We start from the raw sequence: 18,481 nt of genomic DNA, 5'->3' as shown, positions 1-18,481 counted from the left end.
ACGCTAGCCCCGGGATCCGGCCCGCCGCAGCACCCTTAAACCAGGACTGAAACGTCGATCGACCCCGACCCCGGACCGCAACTTTGACCGGGGACAATAGAGGTATGCAGACCCGCACCGACCTACGCAACGTCGCCATCATCGCCCATGTCGACCACGGCAAAACCACCCTGGTCGACGCCATGCTGCGCCAGGGGAGCCAGTCCCACGCGCGGGGCGAGATGGCCGACCGCGTCATGGACTCCATGGACCTGGAGCGGGAAAAGGGCATCACCATTCTCGCCAAGAACACGGCGATCAGCTACCAGCCCGCCGAGGGTGACCCCGTCACCATCAACATCATCGACACTCCCGGCCACGCCGACTTCGGTGGCGAGGTCGAGCGCGGCCTCACCATGGTCGACGGTGTCGCCCTGCTCGTCGACGCCTCCGAGGGCCCGCTGCCGCAGACCCGCTTCGTGCTCCGCAAGGCCCTCGCGGCCAAGCTGCCGATCATCCTCATCATCAACAAGGTCGACCGCCCCGACGCCCGGATCAAGGAAGTCGTCGACGAGACGTACGAACTCTTCCTCGACCTCGACGCCGACGAGCACCAGATCGAGTTCCCGATCGTCTACGCCTGCGCCCGCGACGGCATCGCCTCGCTGACCCAGCCCAAGGACGGCACCGTCCCGGAAGACAGCACCGACCTCGAGGTCCTCTTCAGCACCATCCTCGAAACCATCCCCGCCCCCACCTACACCGAGGGCGCGCCGTTGCAGGCGCACGTCGTCAACCTCGACGCCTCGAACTTCCTGGGCCGCCTCGCCCTGTGCCGGGTGCACGAGGGCACGATCCGCAAGGGCCAGACCGTCGCCTGGTGCCGGACCGACGGCACGATCAGCAACGTCCGCATCTCCGAACTGCTGATCACCGAGGGTCTCGACCGCAAGCCGGCCGAGAGCGCCGGACCGGGCGACATCATGGCCGTGGCCGGCATCGCCGACATCATGATCGGCGAGACCCTGGCCGACGCCGAGGACCCGCGACCGCTCCCCCTGATCACCGTGGACGAGCCGGCCATCTCGATGGTCCTCGGCACGAACACGTCGCCGCTGGTCGGCAAGGTCAAGGGGGCCAAGGTCACGGCCCGCATGGTCAAGGACCGCCTCGACCGCGAGCTGATCGGTAACGTCTCGCTGCGCGTGCTGCCGACCGAGCGGCCCGACGCCTGGGAGGTCCAGGGTCGTGGCGAGCTCGCGCTGGCCATCCTGGTCGAGCAGATGCGCCGGGAGAACTACGAGCTCACCGTGGGCAAGCCGCAGGTGGTCACCCGGACGGTCGACGGCAAGCTGCACGAGCCGGTCGAGCGCCTGACGATCGACGCCCCCGACGAATACATGGGCGCGATCACCACGCTGCTGTCCACCCGCAAGGGCCGGATGGAAGAGCTGATCAACCACGGCACCGGCTGGCTGCGCATGGAGTGGCTGGTCCCGGCGCGTGGCCTGATCGGCTTCCGCACCGAGTTCCTCACCGAGACCCGCGGCACCGGCATCATGCACCACCTGTTCGAAGACTACGAGCCCTGGTTCGGCGAGCTGCGCACCCGCAACAACGGCTCGCTGGTGGCCGACCGGGCCGGCGTGGTCACCCCGTTCGCCATGATCAATATCCAGGAGCGGGGCTCGCTGTTCGTCGAGCCGACCACCGAGGTCTACGAGGGCATGATCATCGGTGAGAACTCCCGCGAGGACGACATGGACGTCAACATCACCAAGGAGAAGAAGCTCACCAACATGCGCGCGGCCAGCGCCGACAACACCGAAAAGGTGATCCCGCCGCGCAAGCTGTCGCTCGAGCAGGCCCTGGAGTTCTGCCGCGAGGACGAGTGCGTCGAGGTGACGCCGGCCGCCGTCCGCATCCGCAAGGTGGTCCTCGACCAGCAGACGCGTGGCCGCCAGGCCGCCCGCCGCAAGCACGCCCAGTAGTTCCACTCTCAGCGTGGCCGTCCCCCGGTGGGGCGGCCACGCTTTGTTCTGCTGTCAGCGCGGCCGCCCTCTCCAGGGAGCGGCCGCGCTCTGCGTTTGTCAGCGTGCCCCTCTCCGGGGTGGCCGAGCATTGCTCTGTTGCCGCTGCCAGTGGCCGCGCGCTTGGCTCTGTCGTCAGCGTGACCGCCCTCTCACGGAAGCGGCCGCGCTTTGCGTATGTCCGCGTGACCGCCCCCGGGGGACGGACGCGCTTGGTCCTGTTGTCAGCGCGGCCGCCCTCTCCGGGGTGGCCGAGCATTGCTCTGTTCGCCGCTGCCTGTGGCCGCGCTTGGCTCTGTCGCCAAGGCGGCCGTCCTCCTCGGGGAGCGGGCTCGTGCTTGCTCTGCCGTCAGCGCGGCCGTCCTCTCCCCCGGGAGCGGGCCCGCGCTTGCTCTGCCGTCAGCGCGACCGTCCTCCACGGGGAGCCGGCGCGCGCTTTGCCCTGCCGCCAGCGTGGCCGCCCACCTCGGGGAGCCGGCGCGCGCTTTGCCCTGCCGCCAGCGTGGCCGTCCACCTCGGGGAGCCGGCGTGCGCTTTGCCGCGTCAGCGCGGCCGCCCTCTTCCGGGAGAGCGGGCGCGCTCTATTCTGTGAGCCGTGCTGGAGGCGGGGAGCAGGGTGCGGAGCCAACCGGCACCGCCGCACGTCGTGTTCGGCAAGCTGACCGATCCGACGGGCGATCCCGTCCGCCCGTGGCTGGTGCTGATGGACGACGAGCACGCCCCGACGGTGCTCGAGGCTTCGGAGCCCCATTCACTCGTCTGGTCGTCCCTGTGGCCCAAGCGGCCCGACGCCCGCATCCGCTTCGACCTGACCTCCGACAACGCCGGCGGCTCCCGTGTGCGCTGGACACTGCTCGTCACCGAGCCGATGCCCGACCCGTCCCTGCTCGGCCACCTGCGCAAACGCCTCAACGTGTTGATCCACGCCAACCTGCGCTTCACGTTCGGCCAGTAACCCAACCCCGGCTCACCCAACCTCGGCTCAGCCCGGCTCGGCCCGGGCCGGCCCAGCTCGACCCGGCTCAGCCCGGCTCAACTCGGCCCGGCTCAACGGGCCCGGCCCAGCCCGGCTCAACTCGGCCCGGCTCGGCCCAGCTCGGCCCAGCCCAGCTCAGCTCAGCCCGGCCCAGCTCGGCCCAGCCCAGCTCAGCTCAGCCCGGCCCAGCTCGACCCGGCTCAGCCCGGCTCAACTCGGCCCAGCTCGGCCCAGCTCGGCCCAGCTCGGCCCAGCCCAGCCCAGCTCAGCACGGCTCGGCCCGGCACGACCCGGCCCGGCACGACCCGGCCCGGCACGACCCGGCCCGGCACGACCCGGCCCGGCACGACCCGGCTCAGCACGGCCCGGCACGACCCGGCTCAGCCCGACTCAGCTCGACCCGGCCCGGCACGACCCGGCTCAGCCCGACTCAGCCCGACTCAGCCCGACCCGGCTCGACCCGGCGTGGCCCGACCCGGCTTGGCTTGGCCCGGCCCGACTCGGGTCAGGCTCGGCTTCGGGTTTGGCTTTGCTCCTGGGCGCAACCACTCACGCACGTCGCCCGGGTGCTCCGAGCGCTCTGGACGCGCCAGCGGCCAGCTCGGAACGCCCGGGTCCCCGCGGGAGCGACGGTCCGCCACCCACCACCCCGCCGGGACAGCGTGATCTTGATCTTCCCGGTCTTGATCTTGAACTACCGCTGGCTTATGCCTTCGTCTCTGCTAAGTCGCGTTTGCGGTCGCGGGACGACTTGATCAGGCTCGCGACTGTTGCCACACCCAAAGTTCCGATGATGACCAGCAACGACAGCCAGATCGGGATCTCCGGCGCCCAGTGCACGCCGTCGCCGCCGTTGACGAACGGGATCGTGTTTGTGTGCAGCGCCTCGAGGAACAGCTTCACGCCGATGAAGGCGAGCACCGCGGCGAGGCCGTAGTTGAGGAACACGAGCCGCTCGAGCAGGCCGCCCAGCAGGAAGAACAGCTGCCGCAGGCCCATCAGCGCGAAGACGTTGGCGGTGAAGACCAGGTACGGCTCCTTGGTGATCCCGAAGATCGCCGGGATCGAGTCGAGCGCGAACAGCAGGTCGGTCGTGCCGATCGCGATCATCACGATGAGCATGGGCGTGAACAGGCGTTTGCCGGTCTCGGTGACCACCGTCATGCGGCCGCTGTCGAACGACGACGACACCGGCAGGGCGCGCTTGGCCCAGCGGATCAGCACGTTCTCCTTGAAGTCGTCCTCGTCGTTCTCACCCTCTTTGAGCAGGGTGATCGCGGTGTAGACGAGGAACGCGCCGAAGATGTAGAACACCCACGAGAACTGCGCGATCAGCGCGGCGCCGGCGGCGATGAACAGGCCGCGCATGACCAGGGCCAGCACGATGCCGATGAGCAGCACCTTCTGCTGGAACTGCCGCGGCACGGCGAACCGGGCCATGATGATCATGAAGATGAAGAGGTTGTCGACGCTCAGCGAGTATTCGGTGAGCCAGCCGGTGTAGAACTCCACGGCCGGCTGCGGCCCCGCGAGGAACCAGAGCCCGAGGCCGAAGGCCAGCGCGAGAGCGATATAGAACGCGACCCAGCCGCCCGACTCTTTCATCGAGGGCTCGTGCGGTCGTCGACCGATGATCAGCAGATCAACGGTGAGCACAATGACGACGGCGACCAGGGTGACGATCCACACCCAGGCGGACACGGTCAAAATAGGACCTCCGGCAGACACGGTTCGGCGCTGTGCCCGCACCGGGGGTTTTCGGCGGGAACAGCGTCGTGCGACTGTCGGAGGTCTCTTCCGCCGCCACAATGTCGGGCGACCGCCGGCCCCGGGTACGCCCTCAGGGGTGGGCGCTCCGTGTTGACGAGACCGGCACGAGGGAATACTCCCCTCCTACGGCAGCCATTGTGTCGCATCGAACGGCACAGCGGCAGAGCACCCCGGGAAAGCGTGTCGAGACTCTCGGCCCTGTCATGCCCGGGTGGCCCCGTTCCACGTTACTCCCCGCGCCCGTAGAGGAGGCACTTCACGATGCTCACTCCTCTTCTCTCGCGGCTGGAGCTGGCATTCACGTCGACCACGATCGGTGGACTCCACTTGTGGCCCATCGCTAGACACGTAGGCGTCCTAGGAGACTAGTTCAATTGGTGGCGGCCTGATAGCGGGCCCGCCGCCCCTGATGGGTGAAGCCGAGACGACGGTAGAGGGCCGCCGCTCCCGGATTGTTGACGTTGACCGTCAGCCAGGCGTGATCGGCGTCGTCGGCGGCCATGCGGGTCAGCGACTCGGTGATCAGGGCGCCGGCCAGCCCCCGGCGGCGGGCGAAGGGCACCACGCCGACCTGGACGATCCAGCCCCGGGCCGCGGTCACGAAGCCGGCGTCGCCCAGATCGGGCAGCGTGACGAGCAGCGACTGCTCCGGGACGAAGTCGTCGTCCTCCTCGTTCTCGGCGATCCACTCGTCGGCCGGGTCGGCCGGGAAGCCGGGCCGGTCCCGGAACGACGCGTGATACGTGGTGTGGAATCGCTGCGCGGTCAGTTCGTCCCACGTCGAGACCGTCGCGCCCTGAGGCCAGTCCACCGGCGGCAGGGCGACCCGCTCGAGGTCGACGTGCATGACGTCTTCGGCGAACGACTGCACCAGCCCCCGCGACGTGAAGAGCGCCTCGGCGTCCCCGGTCAGCGACTCGGTCTCCACGGTCGTCCCGGCCAGTGCCAGGCCGCGGTCGAGCACCTCCGCGCCGAGACCCTGCCCGCGGGCCTCCGGGTCGATCAGCCCGGTGAAGGCCGGCCCGCCCCGCGCGGCGCCGGCCGCGACCAGCCGCCCGTCACCGGCCCTCAGCCCGAACGCCGTGACGCCCTCGCCCGACCACCGCCGCGCCAGGAACGCCCGGTCGGTGGCGAGCGGCATCCCGCCGTCGGCCGCGAAGCAGCGCTCCGCGAGCGCGAGGAGTTCGGACGGTAGGCCGGTCAGGTCGATCCAGGAGAAACCGGTCGGGAGGGTCGACGTCATCCGGCCACCCTAGCCAGGCACCGTGGACTGATCGAACTATTTCACCCCTGCCGCATCCATCCCCCGCAGTTCCTTCTTCAGCTCGGACATCTCGTCGCGGATGCGGGCCGCCAACTCGAACTGCAACTCGCGGGCCGCCCCGAGCATCTGCTCGTTGAGGTCTTGGATGAGCTGGGCCAGCTCGGCCCGGGCCATGCCCTCGCGGGCCGGTGTCGCCGGCGCGCCGCGCCCCTTCGACCGGGTCTCGGGCACCGGGCCCTTGCCGCGCGACATCTGCCGGCCACCGCCGCCGACCATCGGGTTGACCGTGGCGTCGGTGTCCTCGGCCTCGCGATAGATGTCGTCGAGGATGTCGTGGATCCGCTTGCGCAGGGCCTGCGGCGTGATGCCGTTGGCCTCGTTGTGGGCGATCTGCTTGGCCCGGCGCCGGTCGGTCTCCTCGATGGCGTCACGCATCGACGGGGTCATCTTGTCGGCGTACATGTGGACCTCACCCGACACGTTGCGGGCCGCGCGGCCGATCGTCTGGATCAGCGAGCGCCCGCTGCGCAGGAAGCCCTCCTTGTCGGCGTCGAGGATCGCCACCAGCGACACCTCGGGCAGGTCGAGGCCCTCGCGCAGCAGGTTGATGCCGACCAGCACGTCGTAGTCGCCCTTACGCAGCTCTTTGAGCAACTCGACGCGGCGCAGCGTGTCCACCTCGGAGTGCAGGTAGCGCACCCGGATGCCGTTCTCCAGCAGATAGTCGGTGAGGTCTTCGGCCATCTTCTTGGTCAGCGTGGTGACCAGCACCCGCTCGTCGCGCTCGGTGCGCAGCTTGATCTCGTGCATGAGGTCGTCGATCTGGCCCTTGGTCGGCTTGACCACGACCTCGGGGTCGACCAGGCCGGTCGGGCGGATCACCTGCTCGACGAACTCGCCCTGGGCCTGCTGCATCTCCCACGGCCCCGGGGTCGCCGACAGGAACACCATCTGGCCGACCCGCTCGAGGAACTCGTCGAACCGCAGCGGACGGTTGTCGGCCGCGCTGGGCAGCCGGAAACCGTGCTCGATGAGGATGCGCTTGCGGGAGGCGTCGCCCTCGTACATGCCGCCGATCTGCGGAATCGTCACGTGCGACTCGTCGATGACCGTGATGTAGTCGTCGGGGAAGTAGTCGAGCAGGGTGAACGACGGTTCCCCGGGGGAGCGGCCGTCCATGTGCATCGAGTAGTTCTCGATGCCGTTGCAGAAGCCGACCTGCCGCATCATCTCGACGTCGTACTGCGTGCGCATGCGCAGCCGCTGCGCCTCGAGCAGCTTGCCCTGCCGCTCGAACTCGGCCAGCCGCTCCTCGAGCTCGGCCTCGATCTGGCGGATCGCCCGTTCCATCCGCTCGGGGCCGGCCACGTAGTGCGACGCCGGGAAGATGACCAGCTGGTCGACCTCACGGACGATCTCGCCGGTGAGCGGGTGCAGGTAGTAGAGCTTCTCGACCTCGTCACCGAACAGCTCGATGCGGACCGCGAGTTCCTCGTAGGCCGGGATGATCTCGAGCGTGTCGCCCCGGACCCGGAACGTGCCGCGCTGGAAGGCCATGTCGTTGCGCGAGTACTGGATGTCGACCAACCGGCGCAGCACCTGGTCGCGGTCGACCGTGTCGCCCACCTTGACCTTGACCGAGCGGTCGAGATATTCCTGCGGGGTGCCGAGGCCGTAGATCGCGCTCACCGTGGCCACCACGATCGTGTCGCGCCGGGTGAGCAGCGACATCGTGGCCGAGTGCCGCAGCCGCTCGACCTCCTCGTTGACCGACGAGTCCTTCTCGATGTAGGTGTCGGTCTGCGCGATGTAGGCCTCGGGCTGGTAGTAGTCGTAGTAGCTGACGAAGTATTCGACCGCGTTGTTGGGCAGCAGCTCGCGGAACTCCTTGGCCAGCTGGGCGCACAACGTCTTGTTGGGCGCGAGCACGAGCGCGGGCCGCTGCAGCTTCTCGATCAGCCACGCGGTCGTCGCGCTCTTGCCCGTGCCGGTCGCGCCGAGCAGCACCGAGTGACGTTCGCCGGCCCGGACCCGCCGGTCGAGCTCGGCGATGGCCGTCGGCTGGTCACCGGCCGGCTGGAATTCGCTGATGACCTCGAAGTTGCCGTCGAGTCGTGGGATGTCGAGCGCCATGGAAACCACCGTACGTCGAGGGTCTGACAAGTTCGGTCCGGCCGCGTGCGCAGGGTGCACATTCGGCGCATTGTCCGGCGTTGCGCGCCGCGCCTAACCTGTTCGGGTAGGCCGCTCGCGGCGGCCGCCCGGCATCGAGCGGGATCATCAAACGGTCCCCTCGGCCGGCCCGTGGTTGTTGCGCCCCGGTCTCCGGCGAGCGCACCCGCAGGTGGTTCGCGCTGAGCGCAGACCGGCCGCCGCGAGCGCCCTTCCTTCAACCCCGCCGATCAAACCCTTCTTCCCGTACGCCTCGTCAGGGCTGCGGCTGCCAGCCGGTCGCCTCGGCCCACTCGTCGGCGTCGCGGGCCTCCTCGTCGAACCAGGGTTCCTTGGCGTCGGCGTACGTGTAGCGCGTCTCGTGCTCGGTCGCCCATCGCGCCTTGGCCGCCGCGTAGCCGTCGCGCGCCTCGTCCACGGCCCTCAGGTGGTCACGCATGAGCAGCGCGAACCGCCACCCCGGCGAGCCGGTCACCCGGACGTGCAGGTTGAGCGGGCGGCCCGGGTCGGTGCCGGCGTGCAGGCGCTTGGGCCACGTCCGGCCGGGGATGCCGCGCGCGTTGTCGACCCACTCCCCCGAGCGTCGCGGGAACCCGGCCGCGGCGAGCCGCCCGGCCAGCGCGTCGGCCTCGGCGAGGGTGCGGACGGCCAGCATCAGGTCGATGATGTCTTTGGCCGGCAGCCCGGGGACCGCGGTCGAGCCGATGTGCGACACCTTGTGGCCGGGCACCGCGTGCTCGATCCGGGCGATCAGCCGGGCCGCCTGGTCGGGCCAGGCGGGGTCGGGATCGGCGATGTGCAGGGCCGGGTCGGGCCGGGCGCGTCGCTGCAGGCGCAGATTCTCCTCGTACGGCCGCAGCCGCCCCCGCACCACCTGGTCGATCTGGGAGTGCAGGTCGCCGAGCGTGCCGTCGTTGATCAGCAGCACGTCGGCCGCCCGGCGGCGGTCGGCGTCGGTGGCCTGGGCGGCGATGCGGGCCTCGGCCTGTTCGGTGCTCATCCCGCGGGTCTCGGCCAGCCGCTTGATCCGCTGGGCCCGGTCGGTCTCGACGACGAGCACGAGATCGTACGAGGGGGCCAGCCGGCTCTCCACGAGCAGCGGTACGTCGTTGACCACGATCGCGTCCAGGGGCGCGCGGCGGGTCAGTTCGGCCGTGCGGGCCCGGATGCGCGGGTGGGTGATCTTCTCCAGGGTGCGGCGGGCCTCGTCGTCACCGAAGACCTTGGCGCCGAGCGCCGGGCGGTCGAGTTCGCCGCCGGCCGTCAGCACGCCGGACCCGAAGGCCGCCACCACCTCGGCCAGCCCGTCGGTGCCGGGGGCGACCACCTCGCGGGCCAGCACGTCGGCGTCGATGATCACCGCGCCGTGATGGGCGAGGCGACGCGCCACCGCGCTCTTGCCCGCCCCGATCCCACCGGTCAACCCCACCTTGAGCACCCGCCAAGTATCCCGGGTCGACCCGGGCGGCGCTCCCCCGCGATCCGTCGAACTTGCTGTGAACAAGCCCGGAAACGGCGAGAGCCGCCCCGACCGAAGTCGGAGCGGCTCCCGGAGTGATCTGGCTGGATCAGTTCTTGCCGCCGGCGAGCTTCTCGCGCAGGGCGGCGAGAGCCTCGTCGGTGGCCAGGGTGCCGGACGGCTCCTCCGACGCGCGCGCCGGGGCCGGCGAGCTCGACGTGGTGGAGGACGACGTCGAGGTGGTCGCGCCCACGGCCGGAGCCGGGTTGAGCGCAGCCTCGGCGTCGGCGTCGCGGGACGCCTGCACCTGCTTGGTGTGGGCCTCCCAGCGCTCGCGGGCGTCGGCGTACTGCTTCTCCCACGTCTCGCGCTGCTTGTCGAAGCCGTCGAGCCACTCGCCCGTCTCGGGGTCGAAGCCCTCCGGGTAGATGTAGTTGCCCTCGGCGTCGTACGTCGCGGCCATGCCGTAGAGGGTCGGGTCGAAGTGCTCCTCGCCCTCGACGAAGCCCTCGTTGGCCTGCTTGAGCGACAGCGAGATCCGGCGACGCTCGAGGTCGATGTCGATGACCTTGACCAGGACGTCGGAGCCCACCTGGACGACCTGCTCGGGCAGCTCGACGTGCCGCTCGGCCAGCTCGGAGATGTGCACCAGGCCCTCAATGCCGTCGTCCACGCGGACGAAGGCGCCGAACGGAACCAGCTTGGTGACCTTGCCCGGCACGATCTGGTTGATCGCGTGGGTGCGGGCGAACTGGCGCCACGGGTCTTCCTGGGTCGCCTTCAGCGACAGCGAGACGCGCTCGCGGTCCAGGTCGACGTCGAGCACCTCGACCTCGACCTCCTGGCCGACCTCGACAACCTCGGACGGGTGGTCGATGTGCTTCCAGGAGAGCTCGGAGACGTGCACCAGACCGTCGACACCGCCGAGGTCGACGAACGCCCCGAAGTTGACGATCGAGGACACGACGCCCTTGCGGACCTGGCCCTTCTGCAGCTTGTTGAGGAACTCGGTGCGAACCTCGGACTGCGTCTGCTCGAGCCAGGCGCGGCGGGACAGGACCACGTTGTTGCGGTTCTTGTCCAGCTCGATGATCTTGGCTTCGAGCTCACGGCCCACGTACGGCTGCAGGTCGCGCACGCGGCGCATCTCGACCAGCGAGGCCGGGAGGAAGCCACGGAGGCCGATGTCGAGGATGAGGCCACCCTTGACGACCTCGATGACGGAGCCGCGAACGACGCCGTCGTCCTCCTTGATCTTCTCGATGGTGCCCCACGCGCGCTCGTACTGCGCACGCTTCTTCGAGAGGATCAGACGACCTTCCTTGTCCTCCTTGGTGAGGACGAGGGCTTCGATGTGGTCACCGACCGACACCACTTCCGCGGGGTCCACGTCATGCTTGATCGACAACTCGCGCGAGGGGATGACACCCTCGGTCTTGTAGCCGATGTCGAGCAGGACCTCGTCCCGATCGACCTTGACGACGGTGCCTTCGACAATGTCGCCGTCGTTGAAGTACTTGATGGTCTCGTCGATGGCGGCGAGGAATGCTTCCTCAGAACCGATATCGTCGACGGTGACCTTGTTGGCGCTCGAGGTGGCCTCGATGCTGCTCGTCATGTGGACTGTTGCTCCGAACGGATGGATTCGTGGTGTCTCTCGCGCGCCGCGGAACTGCCGGCGGGCACGGCACGAACGAGGAGTTAAGGACCGAGCTGGATCCTTAGTCGATCATGTCGAGACCGACGACCACGGAACCTGCTCCCTGCCGAGGCACACGATCCGCGAGCGCATCGACTAGCTTACCGTGCGCATTACCACAGGTTGCAAGCCCTCCTGACGAGCCAGGCACAATGTTCGGCGGAAACCCCGCAGCATGCCCGTAATGTGCCGAATCGGGACGCTGCTCTGCCCTCCCGTACCCTCGCCGGGTGACCGAGATCAACCACCCGCCCCTCCGTCGGGGGATCACCGACGACGAGAGCCGGGTCGCCAGCCGCGGCTGGTGGGACTCCGACGCCGACGACTATCAGGCCGAACACGGCGCCTTCCTGGGCGATCTCGACTTCGTGTGGTGTCCCGAGGGGCTGCGCGAGGCCGACGCGGGGCTGCTCGGCGACGTCCGCGGCAAGCGGGTGCTCGAGCTCGGGGCGGGCGCGGCGGCGGGGGCCCGGTGGCTCGACGGGCAGGGCGCCGAGGTGACCGCTCTCGATCTGTCGGCCGGCATGCTGCGGCACGCACGGGAGGCCGAGGTCCGTACGGGCGTCCGGGTGCCGCTCGTGCAAGCCGACGCTCTGGCCCTGCCGTTCGCGGACAGCGTATTCGACATCGTCTGCACAGCGTTCGGGGCGATCCCGTTCGTGGCCGACTCGGGCGCCGCCATGCGGGAGGTCGCCCGTGTCCTGCGTACGGGAGGGACCTGGGTCTTCTCCATCACCCATCCGATGCGCTGGATCTTCTGGGACGAGCCGGACGAGAGCGGCCTGGTCGCGCGCAACTCGTACTTCGATCGCACGCCCTACATCGAGAGAGACGAGAAAGGCGTTCCCTCGTACGTGGAACAGCACCGCACCCTGGGCGACCGGGTGCGCGAACTCGTGGCCGCCGGATTCGTGCTCCGCGACCTGGTCGAGCCGGAGTGGCCGGCGGGGCACGAGCAGGTCTGGGGCCAGTGGAGCCCGCTGCGGGGGCGGCTGTTCCCGGGCACCGCGATCTTCGTCTCCGACCTGAACTGACTCCGTTTCCGACGGTCCGGCCCAGGTATCCGGACCTCATCGGAAGCGCTGGGGAAGGCCTAGAGCGGGATGCCGGTCTCGAGCAGCGTGCCCATCACGGCCAGGGCGGCCGGGATCATCCGGTAGTAGACCCAGGTGCCGCGGCGGTCGCTGTCGACCAGGCCGGCCTCGCGCAGCACCTTGAGGTGGTGCGAGATGGTCGGGCCGGTGAGGTGGAACTCGCCGGTCAGGTCGCAGACGCACACCTCGCCGCCGCGGGCCGAGGCGATCATCGACAGCAGCCGCAGGCGCACCGGGTCGCCCAGGGCCTTGAACATCGGCGCGAACACGTCGGCCTGAGCGGGGTCCATCGGCTCACGGTTGAGCGGACCACCCTCGGCGGCGGAAATCCCCATCGTCTGGCTCCCCATGGCCCATACCTTTGCAAAGCCCCGCAACCACGACCCGGTCGTCAGGTCGATCACCGTACGCATCGTCGCGCAGGACCATTCTCCGGCGCCCTGACGGGAGAGTAGCTCTCCGCGGCTGTGACTTGCACAACCGCGCAGAGCGTACGCCAGAAGGTCAGCCCACGACGACGCGGAACGACGCCGTGTCGCCGTGCCGCTCGAAGCCGGCGGGAGATCGGTCCCGGCCGTCGCCTCGTGCGCCCGTCAGTGGTCGGCGCCGTTCCAGTCCTGGCCGGAGCCGACCGACACCTCGAGCGGGACCGACAGCGGGTAGGCCTCGCCCATCTCGCGGCGCACGAGCGTCTCGAGGGCCTCGCGTTCACCCGGGGCCACGTCGAAGACCAGCTCGTCGTGCACCTGCAGCAGCATGCGGGAGGCGAGCCCGGCCTCCTTGAGCGCCCGGTCGACCCGCAGCATCGCGACCTTGATGATGTCGGCCGCGGAGCCCTGGATCGGGGCGTTGAGCGCCATCCGCTCGGCCATCTCGCGGCGCTGGCGGTTGTCGCTGGACAGGTCGGGCAGGTAGCGCCGGCGGCCCAGAATGGTCGCGGTGTAGCCGTCCTGCACCGCGCGCCGCACGACCGCCTGCAGGTAGTCGCGGACGCCGCCGAAGCGCTCGAAGTATTCGTCCATGAGGCCGCGGGCCTCGTCGGTCGGGATGTTGAGCTGGTTGGACAGGCCGAACGCGCTCAGCCCGTAGGCCAGGCCGTAGTTCATCGCCTTGATCTTGCGGCGCTGGTCGGGCACGACCTCTTCGACCGGCACGTGGAACACCGACGAGGCGGTGGCCGCGTGGAAGTCGAACGCCGAGTTGAACGCCGCGATCAGCGCCTCGTCGCCGGACAGGTGCGCCATGATGCGCATCTCGATCTGGCTGTAGTCGGCGGTCATCAGCTGCTCGTAGCCCGGCCCGACGATGAACGCGCGGCGGATGCGCCGGCCCTCCTCGGTGCGGATCGGGATGTTCTGCAGGTTGGGGTCGGTCGACGAGAGCCGGCCGGTGGCGGCCACGGTCTGGTTGAACGTGGTGTGGATGCGCCCGTCGTCGGAGACCGACTTGAGCAGGCCGTCGACCGTGGACTTGAGCTTGGCCACGTCGCGGTGGCGCAGCAGGTGCTCGAGCAGCGGGTCGCCGGTCTGGGCGAACAGGCTCTGCAGGGCGTCGGCGTCGGTCGTGTACCCCGACTTGATCTTCTTGGTCTTGGGCAGGCCGCGCTCGTCGAACAGGATCTGCTGGAGCTGCTTGGGCGAGCCCAGGTTGAACTCCCGGCCGACCACCTCGTGCGCGGCCTGCTGGGCCGACTTCACCTCGGCGGCGAAGTGGGCCTCGAGCTCGGACAGGTAGTCGGTGTCGGCCGCGATGCCCAGGTGTTCCATCTCGCCGAGTACCTCGGACAGCGGCTGCTCGACCTCCATGAGCAGCTTCTGCGACTCGCCACCGTCGCGGGACAGTTCCTCGGTCAGCACGTCGGCCAGGTCGAGCGTGGCCCGGGCGCGCAGCATGACGCCCTGTTCGGCGACGCCCTCGGTGCCGGTGTCGCCGCCCAGGCCGGACAGCAGGTCGAGCTGGCCGGTCTCGGGCTCCTCGACCCGCAGCTCGCGCTTGAGATAGCGCAGGGCCAGGTCGGTCAGGTCGTAGGCCCGCTGGTCGGGCTTGGCCAGGTAGGCGGCCAGGGCGGTGTCGACGCGGACGCCGGTCAGTTCCCAGCCGTGGTCGCGGACGGCCAGCGAGACGGGCTTGGCGTCGTGCAGCACCTTGGGCCGGTCGGGGTCGGCCAGCCAGCCGGCCACCGCCCGCTCGTCGGCCTCGTCGAGGGCGGCCGGGTCGAACCAGGCGGCCGGCCCGTCGCCGGTCGCGACCGCGACGCCGCTGAGGGTGCCCGTGCCGCGGCCGAACGTGCCGGTGACGGCCACCCCGACCGGGGCCGCGGCGGCGTGCGTGCCGAGCCAGGCCGCGACCTGGCCGGCCTGCAGGACCTGACCCTCGAGGTCGAAGCCGGACTCGGCCTCGGGCTCGACGGCCTCGAGGTAGGAGTAGAGACGCTCGCGCAGCACCCGGAACTCGAGGGCGTCGAACACCTGGTGGACGGCTTCGCGGTCCCAGCCGTGCCAGCGCACGTCGTCGGGGCCGATCGGCAGTTCCAGGTCTTTGCGCAGCTCGTTGAGCCGGTAGTTCTGCATCACCCCGGCCAGGTGGGCGCGCAGGTTGTCGCCGGCCTTGCCCTTGACCTTGTCGGCGTTGGCCACGACGCCCTCGATGCCACCGAACTCGGTGATCCACTTCGCTGCCGTCTTGGGCCCGACGCCGGGCACGCCGATCAGGTTGTCGCTGGTCTCGCCGACCAGGGCGGCCTTGTCGCGGTAGAGGTGCGGCGGGACGAGCTGCTTCTCCTCGACCAGGGCCGGGGTCATCCGCCAGACCTCGGAGACGCCGCGGCTCGGGTAGAGGACCGTGGTGTGCTCGTCGACCAGCTGCAGGGCGTCACGGTCGCCGGAGGAGATGAGCACCTCCATGCCGGCCGCGCGGGCCTGCGTGGCGAGAGTGGCGATGACGTCGTCGGCCTCGAAGCCGGCCTGCTCGACGTACTGGATGCGGAGCGCGTCGAGGATCTCCTTGACCAGGCTGACCTGGCCCTGGAACTCGGGCGGCGTCGCCTTGCGGCCGGCCTTGTACTCCGGGTAGATCTCGGTGCGGAAGGAGACGCGGGACACGTCGAACGCGACCGCGATGTGCGTGGGCTTCTCGTCGCGCAGCATGTTGATCAGCATCGAGGTGAAGCCGAACACGGCATTCGTGTGCTGACCGGTCACCGTGCTGAAGTTCTCCTTGGGCAGCGCGTGGAACGCGCGGTAGGCCAGGGAGTGGCCGTCGAGCAGCAGCAAACGGGGGGTCTGGGCGTCGTCGCTCACGTGGAGGGACTCTAGTCGGGGGGTCCGACACAAAGCCGGACCGCCCCGCCAGATTTAGAGCACCTTGCTGAGGAATGCCTTGGTTCGCTCATGTTGCGGGTTGCCGATGACCTCGCGCGGCGGCCCCTGCTCGACCACCACACCGCCGTCCATGAAGATCAGGTTGTCGCCGACCTCGCGGGCGAATCCGATCTCGTGGGTGACCACGACCATGGTCATGCCGTCGCGGGCCAGGTCCTTCATCGTGTCGAGGACCTCGCCGACCAGTTCGGGGTCGAGCGCGCTGGTCGGCTCGTCGAACAGCATCAGCTTGGGCCGCATGGCCAGGGCCCGGGCGATGGCGACCCGCTGCTGCTGGCCGCCGGAGAGCTGACCGGGGTAGTTGCCGACCTTGGCGCCCAGCCCGACCTTCTCGAGCAGTGCGGTCGCGCGGTCACGCACCTCCGACTTGGACTCCCGCTTGACCCGGCAGGGCGCCTCCATGACGTTGTCGAGCACCGTCATGTGCGGGAACAGGTTGAAGCGCTGGAACACCATGCCGATCGACTGGCGCTGCCGGGCGACGTCCTTCTCGCCCATCTCGTGCAGCTTGCCACCACGCTCGCGGTAGCCGACCAGTTCGCCGTCCACGAAGATCCGCCCGGCGTTGATCTTTTCGAGGTGGTTGATGCAGCGCAGGAACGTCGACTTGCCCGAGCCCGAGGGGCCCAGCACGCAGCACACCTCGCCCGGCTTGACGACCAGGTCGATGCCCTTGAGCACCTCGAGCGACCCGAACGACTTGTGCACGTTGTCGGCGCGCACCATCTCGGTGGTCTCGGTCATGTGCCCTCCCCGGTCGGGGTGATGCGGCCGCCCTGCTCGACCTGGATGTCACGCAGCCGCTGCTTCGCCTTGCCGGTGGCGCCGTAGCCCCGGCCGAAGTGCCGCTCCACGAAGTACTGGCCGATCATCAGGATGGTGCACAGGATCAGGTACCAGATCAGCGCGGCCACGAAGACCGGCAGGACCACGAAGGTGCGGGCCTGGATCTGCTGGAGCTGGAAGAACAATTCGAAGGTCACCGGCACGTACGCCACCAGCGACGTGTCCTTGACCATCGCGATGACCTCGTTGCCGGTCGGCGGCACGATCACGCGCATGGCCTGCGGCAGCACGACGCGCCGCAGCACCTGACCGCGGGACATGCCGAGCGCGACCGCGGCCTCGCTCTGCCCCTGGTCGATCGACTGGATGCCGGCCCGCACGATCTCGGCCATGTACGCGGCCTCGGACAGCGCCAGCGCCAGCATGCCGGCCACGAAACCGGCCAGCAGGTCACTGGCCTTGATGCTGTAGAACTGCCCGTCGAAGTTGTCCAGGCCGAACAGCTTGCCGATCTGGGTGCCGAACGGCAGGCCGAAGCCGATCCGCTCCCACAGGATGTTCAGGTTGCCGAACAGCAGCGCCAGCACGAGGCGGGGTGCGGCCCGGAAGAACCAGGTGTAGATGAAGGCGACTGTCGACAGGATCTTGTTCGGCGAGAGTCGCATGATGGCGATGACGACGCCGAGCAGGATGCCGATCGCCATCGACGAGATGGTGAGCAGGATGGTGCCGCGCAGGCCCTCGAGGACCGGCTCGGTGAACATCACCCCGCGCTTGCCGTCCTGATACTCCAGGAAGATGAACGACCACCGGATCCGGTCGTTCGTGAGCAGCATGTGCAGGAACATCGCGGCCAGGATCGCGATGATGCCCAGGCCCACCCAGCGCCCGGGGTGCCGCACGGGCACGGCCTTGATCGCTTCCGGCCGTGCCCGCTCGGTTGTCGTGTCGTCGCTCATGCGAGGGTCAGACCGACGGGTTCACTTCGGGCGTGGTGATCGCACCGGCGGCGACGCCCCACTTGTCGAGGATCTGCTTGTACGTGCCGTCGGCGATCAGCGCCTGCACGGCCTCGCCGAGGACGTTCGCGAACTCGGTCTGGTCCTTGGCCACGGCGTAGCCGTAGGGGGCCGAGTCGTAGATGTCGCCGACCAGGGCGAGCTGCCCGTTGGTCTGCTTCACCGCGTACGCCACCACGGGCGAGTCGGCCAGCATGGCCTCGTCCTTGCCGGTCACCACGGCGTTCGTGGCGTCCGACTGCTTCTGGTACTGGTCGATCGTGATCGCGCCCTTGCCGGCGTCGGTGCACTTCTTCGACCGCGCCTTCAGGTCGTCCACCTGCACCGTCGCCGTCTGCACGGCGATCTTCTTGCCGCAGGCGTCGTCGGCGTTGACCGTGGCCCCGGTCTTGGCGGCCCACTGGGTGCCCGCCGAGAAGTAGGAGACCATGTTGACCTCCTTCAGCCGGTCCGAGTTGATCGTGAAGGAGGACACCCCGACCGAGTACTTCTTGCTGGTCACGCCCGGGATGATGCTGTCGAACGTGGCCGACGTCCACTCGGTGGTCAGGTTGAGCTTCTGCGCCACCGCGTTGAACAGGTCGACGTCGAACCCGACCACGGTCTTGCCGTCGGCGTCGAGGAACTCGCTCGGCGCGTACGACGAGTCGGTGCCGATCGTCAGCTTGCCCGTGGCCTTGATGTCGGCCGGGACCTTGTCGGCGAGGGCGGTGTCGGCGGACGCGCTGGGCGCCGGGGCGCCGCCCGAACTCGAGTCGGACGACTCCGAGCCACAGGCGGCCATCGACAGCGTCATCGCCGCCGCGGCGGCCAGGCCGAGGATCGCCCGGCGGCCGGGGGTGGTGCGAAACAT

At 69.4% G+C, this 18,481-nt stretch carries 14 protein-coding genes; 3 read left to right on the top strand and 11 right to left on the bottom strand.

All coding sequences use genetic code 11. The features are described 5' to 3' along the window. The first annotated feature begins 104 nt into the window (after positions 1-104). Together typA and KOI35_RS19870 are read left to right on the top strand one after the other, a co-directional pair. Positions 105-1,970 carry a translational GTPase TypA gene (gene typA / locus KOI35_RS19875; protein WP_215789003.1) on the top strand — a complete coding sequence of 622 codons (1,866 nt, stop codon included), beginning with the start codon at positions 105-107 and terminating at the stop codon, positions 1,968-1,970. A gap of 655 nt (positions 1,971-2,625) precedes the next feature. Beyond that, complete coding sequence (locus tag KOI35_RS19870) at positions 2,626-2,964, top strand: hypothetical protein (RefSeq protein ID WP_308121076.1); 339 nt, start codon at positions 2,626-2,628, stop codon at positions 2,962-2,964. Between the two features lie 221 nt (positions 2,965-3,185). Here KOI35_RS19870 and KOI35_RS19865 read toward each other — a convergent pair whose 3' ends face one another. The 6 genes from KOI35_RS19865 to rpsA all read right to left on the bottom strand — a co-directional run bounded on the left by KOI35_RS19865 (position 3,186) and on the right by rpsA (position 11,268). Further along, a complete protein-coding gene (locus tag KOI35_RS19865; RefSeq protein WP_215789001.1) occupies positions 3,186-3,347 on the bottom strand; it encodes a hypothetical protein in 162 nt (53 codons plus the stop codon). 343 nt (positions 3,348-3,690) lie between these two features. After that, positions 3,691-4,692: a TerC family protein gene (locus KOI35_RS19860; RefSeq protein ID WP_215789000.1), complete on the bottom strand. Its 1,002-nt coding sequence runs from the start codon at positions 4,690-4,692 to the stop codon at positions 3,691-3,693. Positions 4,693-5,125: 433 nt separating this feature from the next. Then, the gene (locus KOI35_RS19855; protein ID WP_215788999.1) at positions 5,126-5,998 is read right to left on the bottom strand and encodes a GNAT family N-acetyltransferase; all 873 of its coding nucleotides are present in this window, start codon (positions 5,996-5,998) and stop codon (positions 5,126-5,128) included. A gap of 36 nt (positions 5,999-6,034) precedes the next feature. Beyond that, the gene (gene uvrB, locus KOI35_RS19850) at positions 6,035-8,152 is read right to left on the bottom strand and encodes an excinuclease ABC subunit UvrB (protein ID WP_215788998.1); all 2,118 of its coding nucleotides are present in this window, start codon (positions 8,150-8,152) and stop codon (positions 6,035-6,037) included. A gap of 295 nt (positions 8,153-8,447) precedes the next feature. Further along, positions 8,448-9,629, bottom strand: coding sequence for a dephospho-CoA kinase (coaE, locus tag KOI35_RS19845; protein WP_215788997.1), 1,182 nt, complete (start codon positions 9,627-9,629; stop codon positions 8,448-8,450). A 130-nt stretch (positions 9,630-9,759) separates the two neighbouring features. Continuing rightward, positions 9,760-11,268: a 30S ribosomal protein S1 gene (gene rpsA, locus KOI35_RS19840; protein ID WP_215788996.1), complete on the bottom strand. Its 1,509-nt coding sequence runs from the start codon at positions 11,266-11,268 to the stop codon at positions 9,760-9,762. 320 nt (positions 11,269-11,588) lie between these two features. Between rpsA and KOI35_RS19835 the strand changes: the two genes are divergently transcribed. Beyond that, positions 11,589-12,383 (top strand): class I SAM-dependent methyltransferase, encoded by a 795-nt coding sequence (locus KOI35_RS19835; RefSeq protein WP_215789496.1) that lies wholly within the window; start codon positions 11,589-11,591, stop codon positions 12,381-12,383. 59 nt (positions 12,384-12,442) lie between these two features. Here the strand turns inward: KOI35_RS19835 and KOI35_RS19830 are convergent, their stop codons facing one another. From KOI35_RS19830 to KOI35_RS19810, 5 genes are all read right to left on the bottom strand, one after another. Beyond that, positions 12,443-12,793: an ArsR/SmtB family transcription factor gene (locus KOI35_RS19830; RefSeq protein ID WP_438870613.1), complete on the bottom strand. Its 351-nt coding sequence runs from the start codon at positions 12,791-12,793 to the stop codon at positions 12,443-12,445. Between the two features lie 243 nt (positions 12,794-13,036). Continuing rightward, on the bottom strand, positions 13,037-15,742 hold the full coding sequence (gene polA, locus KOI35_RS19825) for a DNA polymerase I (RefSeq protein ID WP_215788995.1): 2,706 nt from the start codon (positions 15,740-15,742) through the stop codon (positions 13,037-13,039). 54 nt (positions 15,743-15,796) lie between these two features. Then, positions 15,797-16,567 carry an amino acid ABC transporter ATP-binding protein gene (locus KOI35_RS19820; RefSeq protein WP_281420154.1) on the bottom strand — a complete coding sequence of 257 codons (771 nt, stop codon included), beginning with the start codon at positions 16,565-16,567 and terminating at the stop codon, positions 15,797-15,799. Continuing rightward, a complete protein-coding gene (locus KOI35_RS19815) occupies positions 16,564-17,568 on the bottom strand; it encodes an amino acid ABC transporter permease (RefSeq protein ID WP_215788994.1) in 1,005 nt (334 codons plus the stop codon). Before KOI35_RS19815 ends, KOI35_RS19820 begins: the two co-directional genes overlap by 4 nt. A 7-nt stretch (positions 17,569-17,575) precedes the next feature. Further along, positions 17,576-18,481, bottom strand: coding sequence for an ABC transporter substrate-binding protein (locus KOI35_RS19810; protein WP_215788993.1), 906 nt, complete (start codon positions 18,479-18,481; stop codon positions 17,576-17,578).

Source organism: Paractinoplanes bogorensis (genome assembly GCF_018829635.1).
GTDB lineage: Bacteria > Actinomycetota > Actinomycetes > Mycobacteriales > Micromonosporaceae > Actinoplanes > Actinoplanes bogorensis.
Note: the sequence above shows the minus strand (reverse complement) of the source record. Positions and strands in the feature narration are given on the sequence as shown.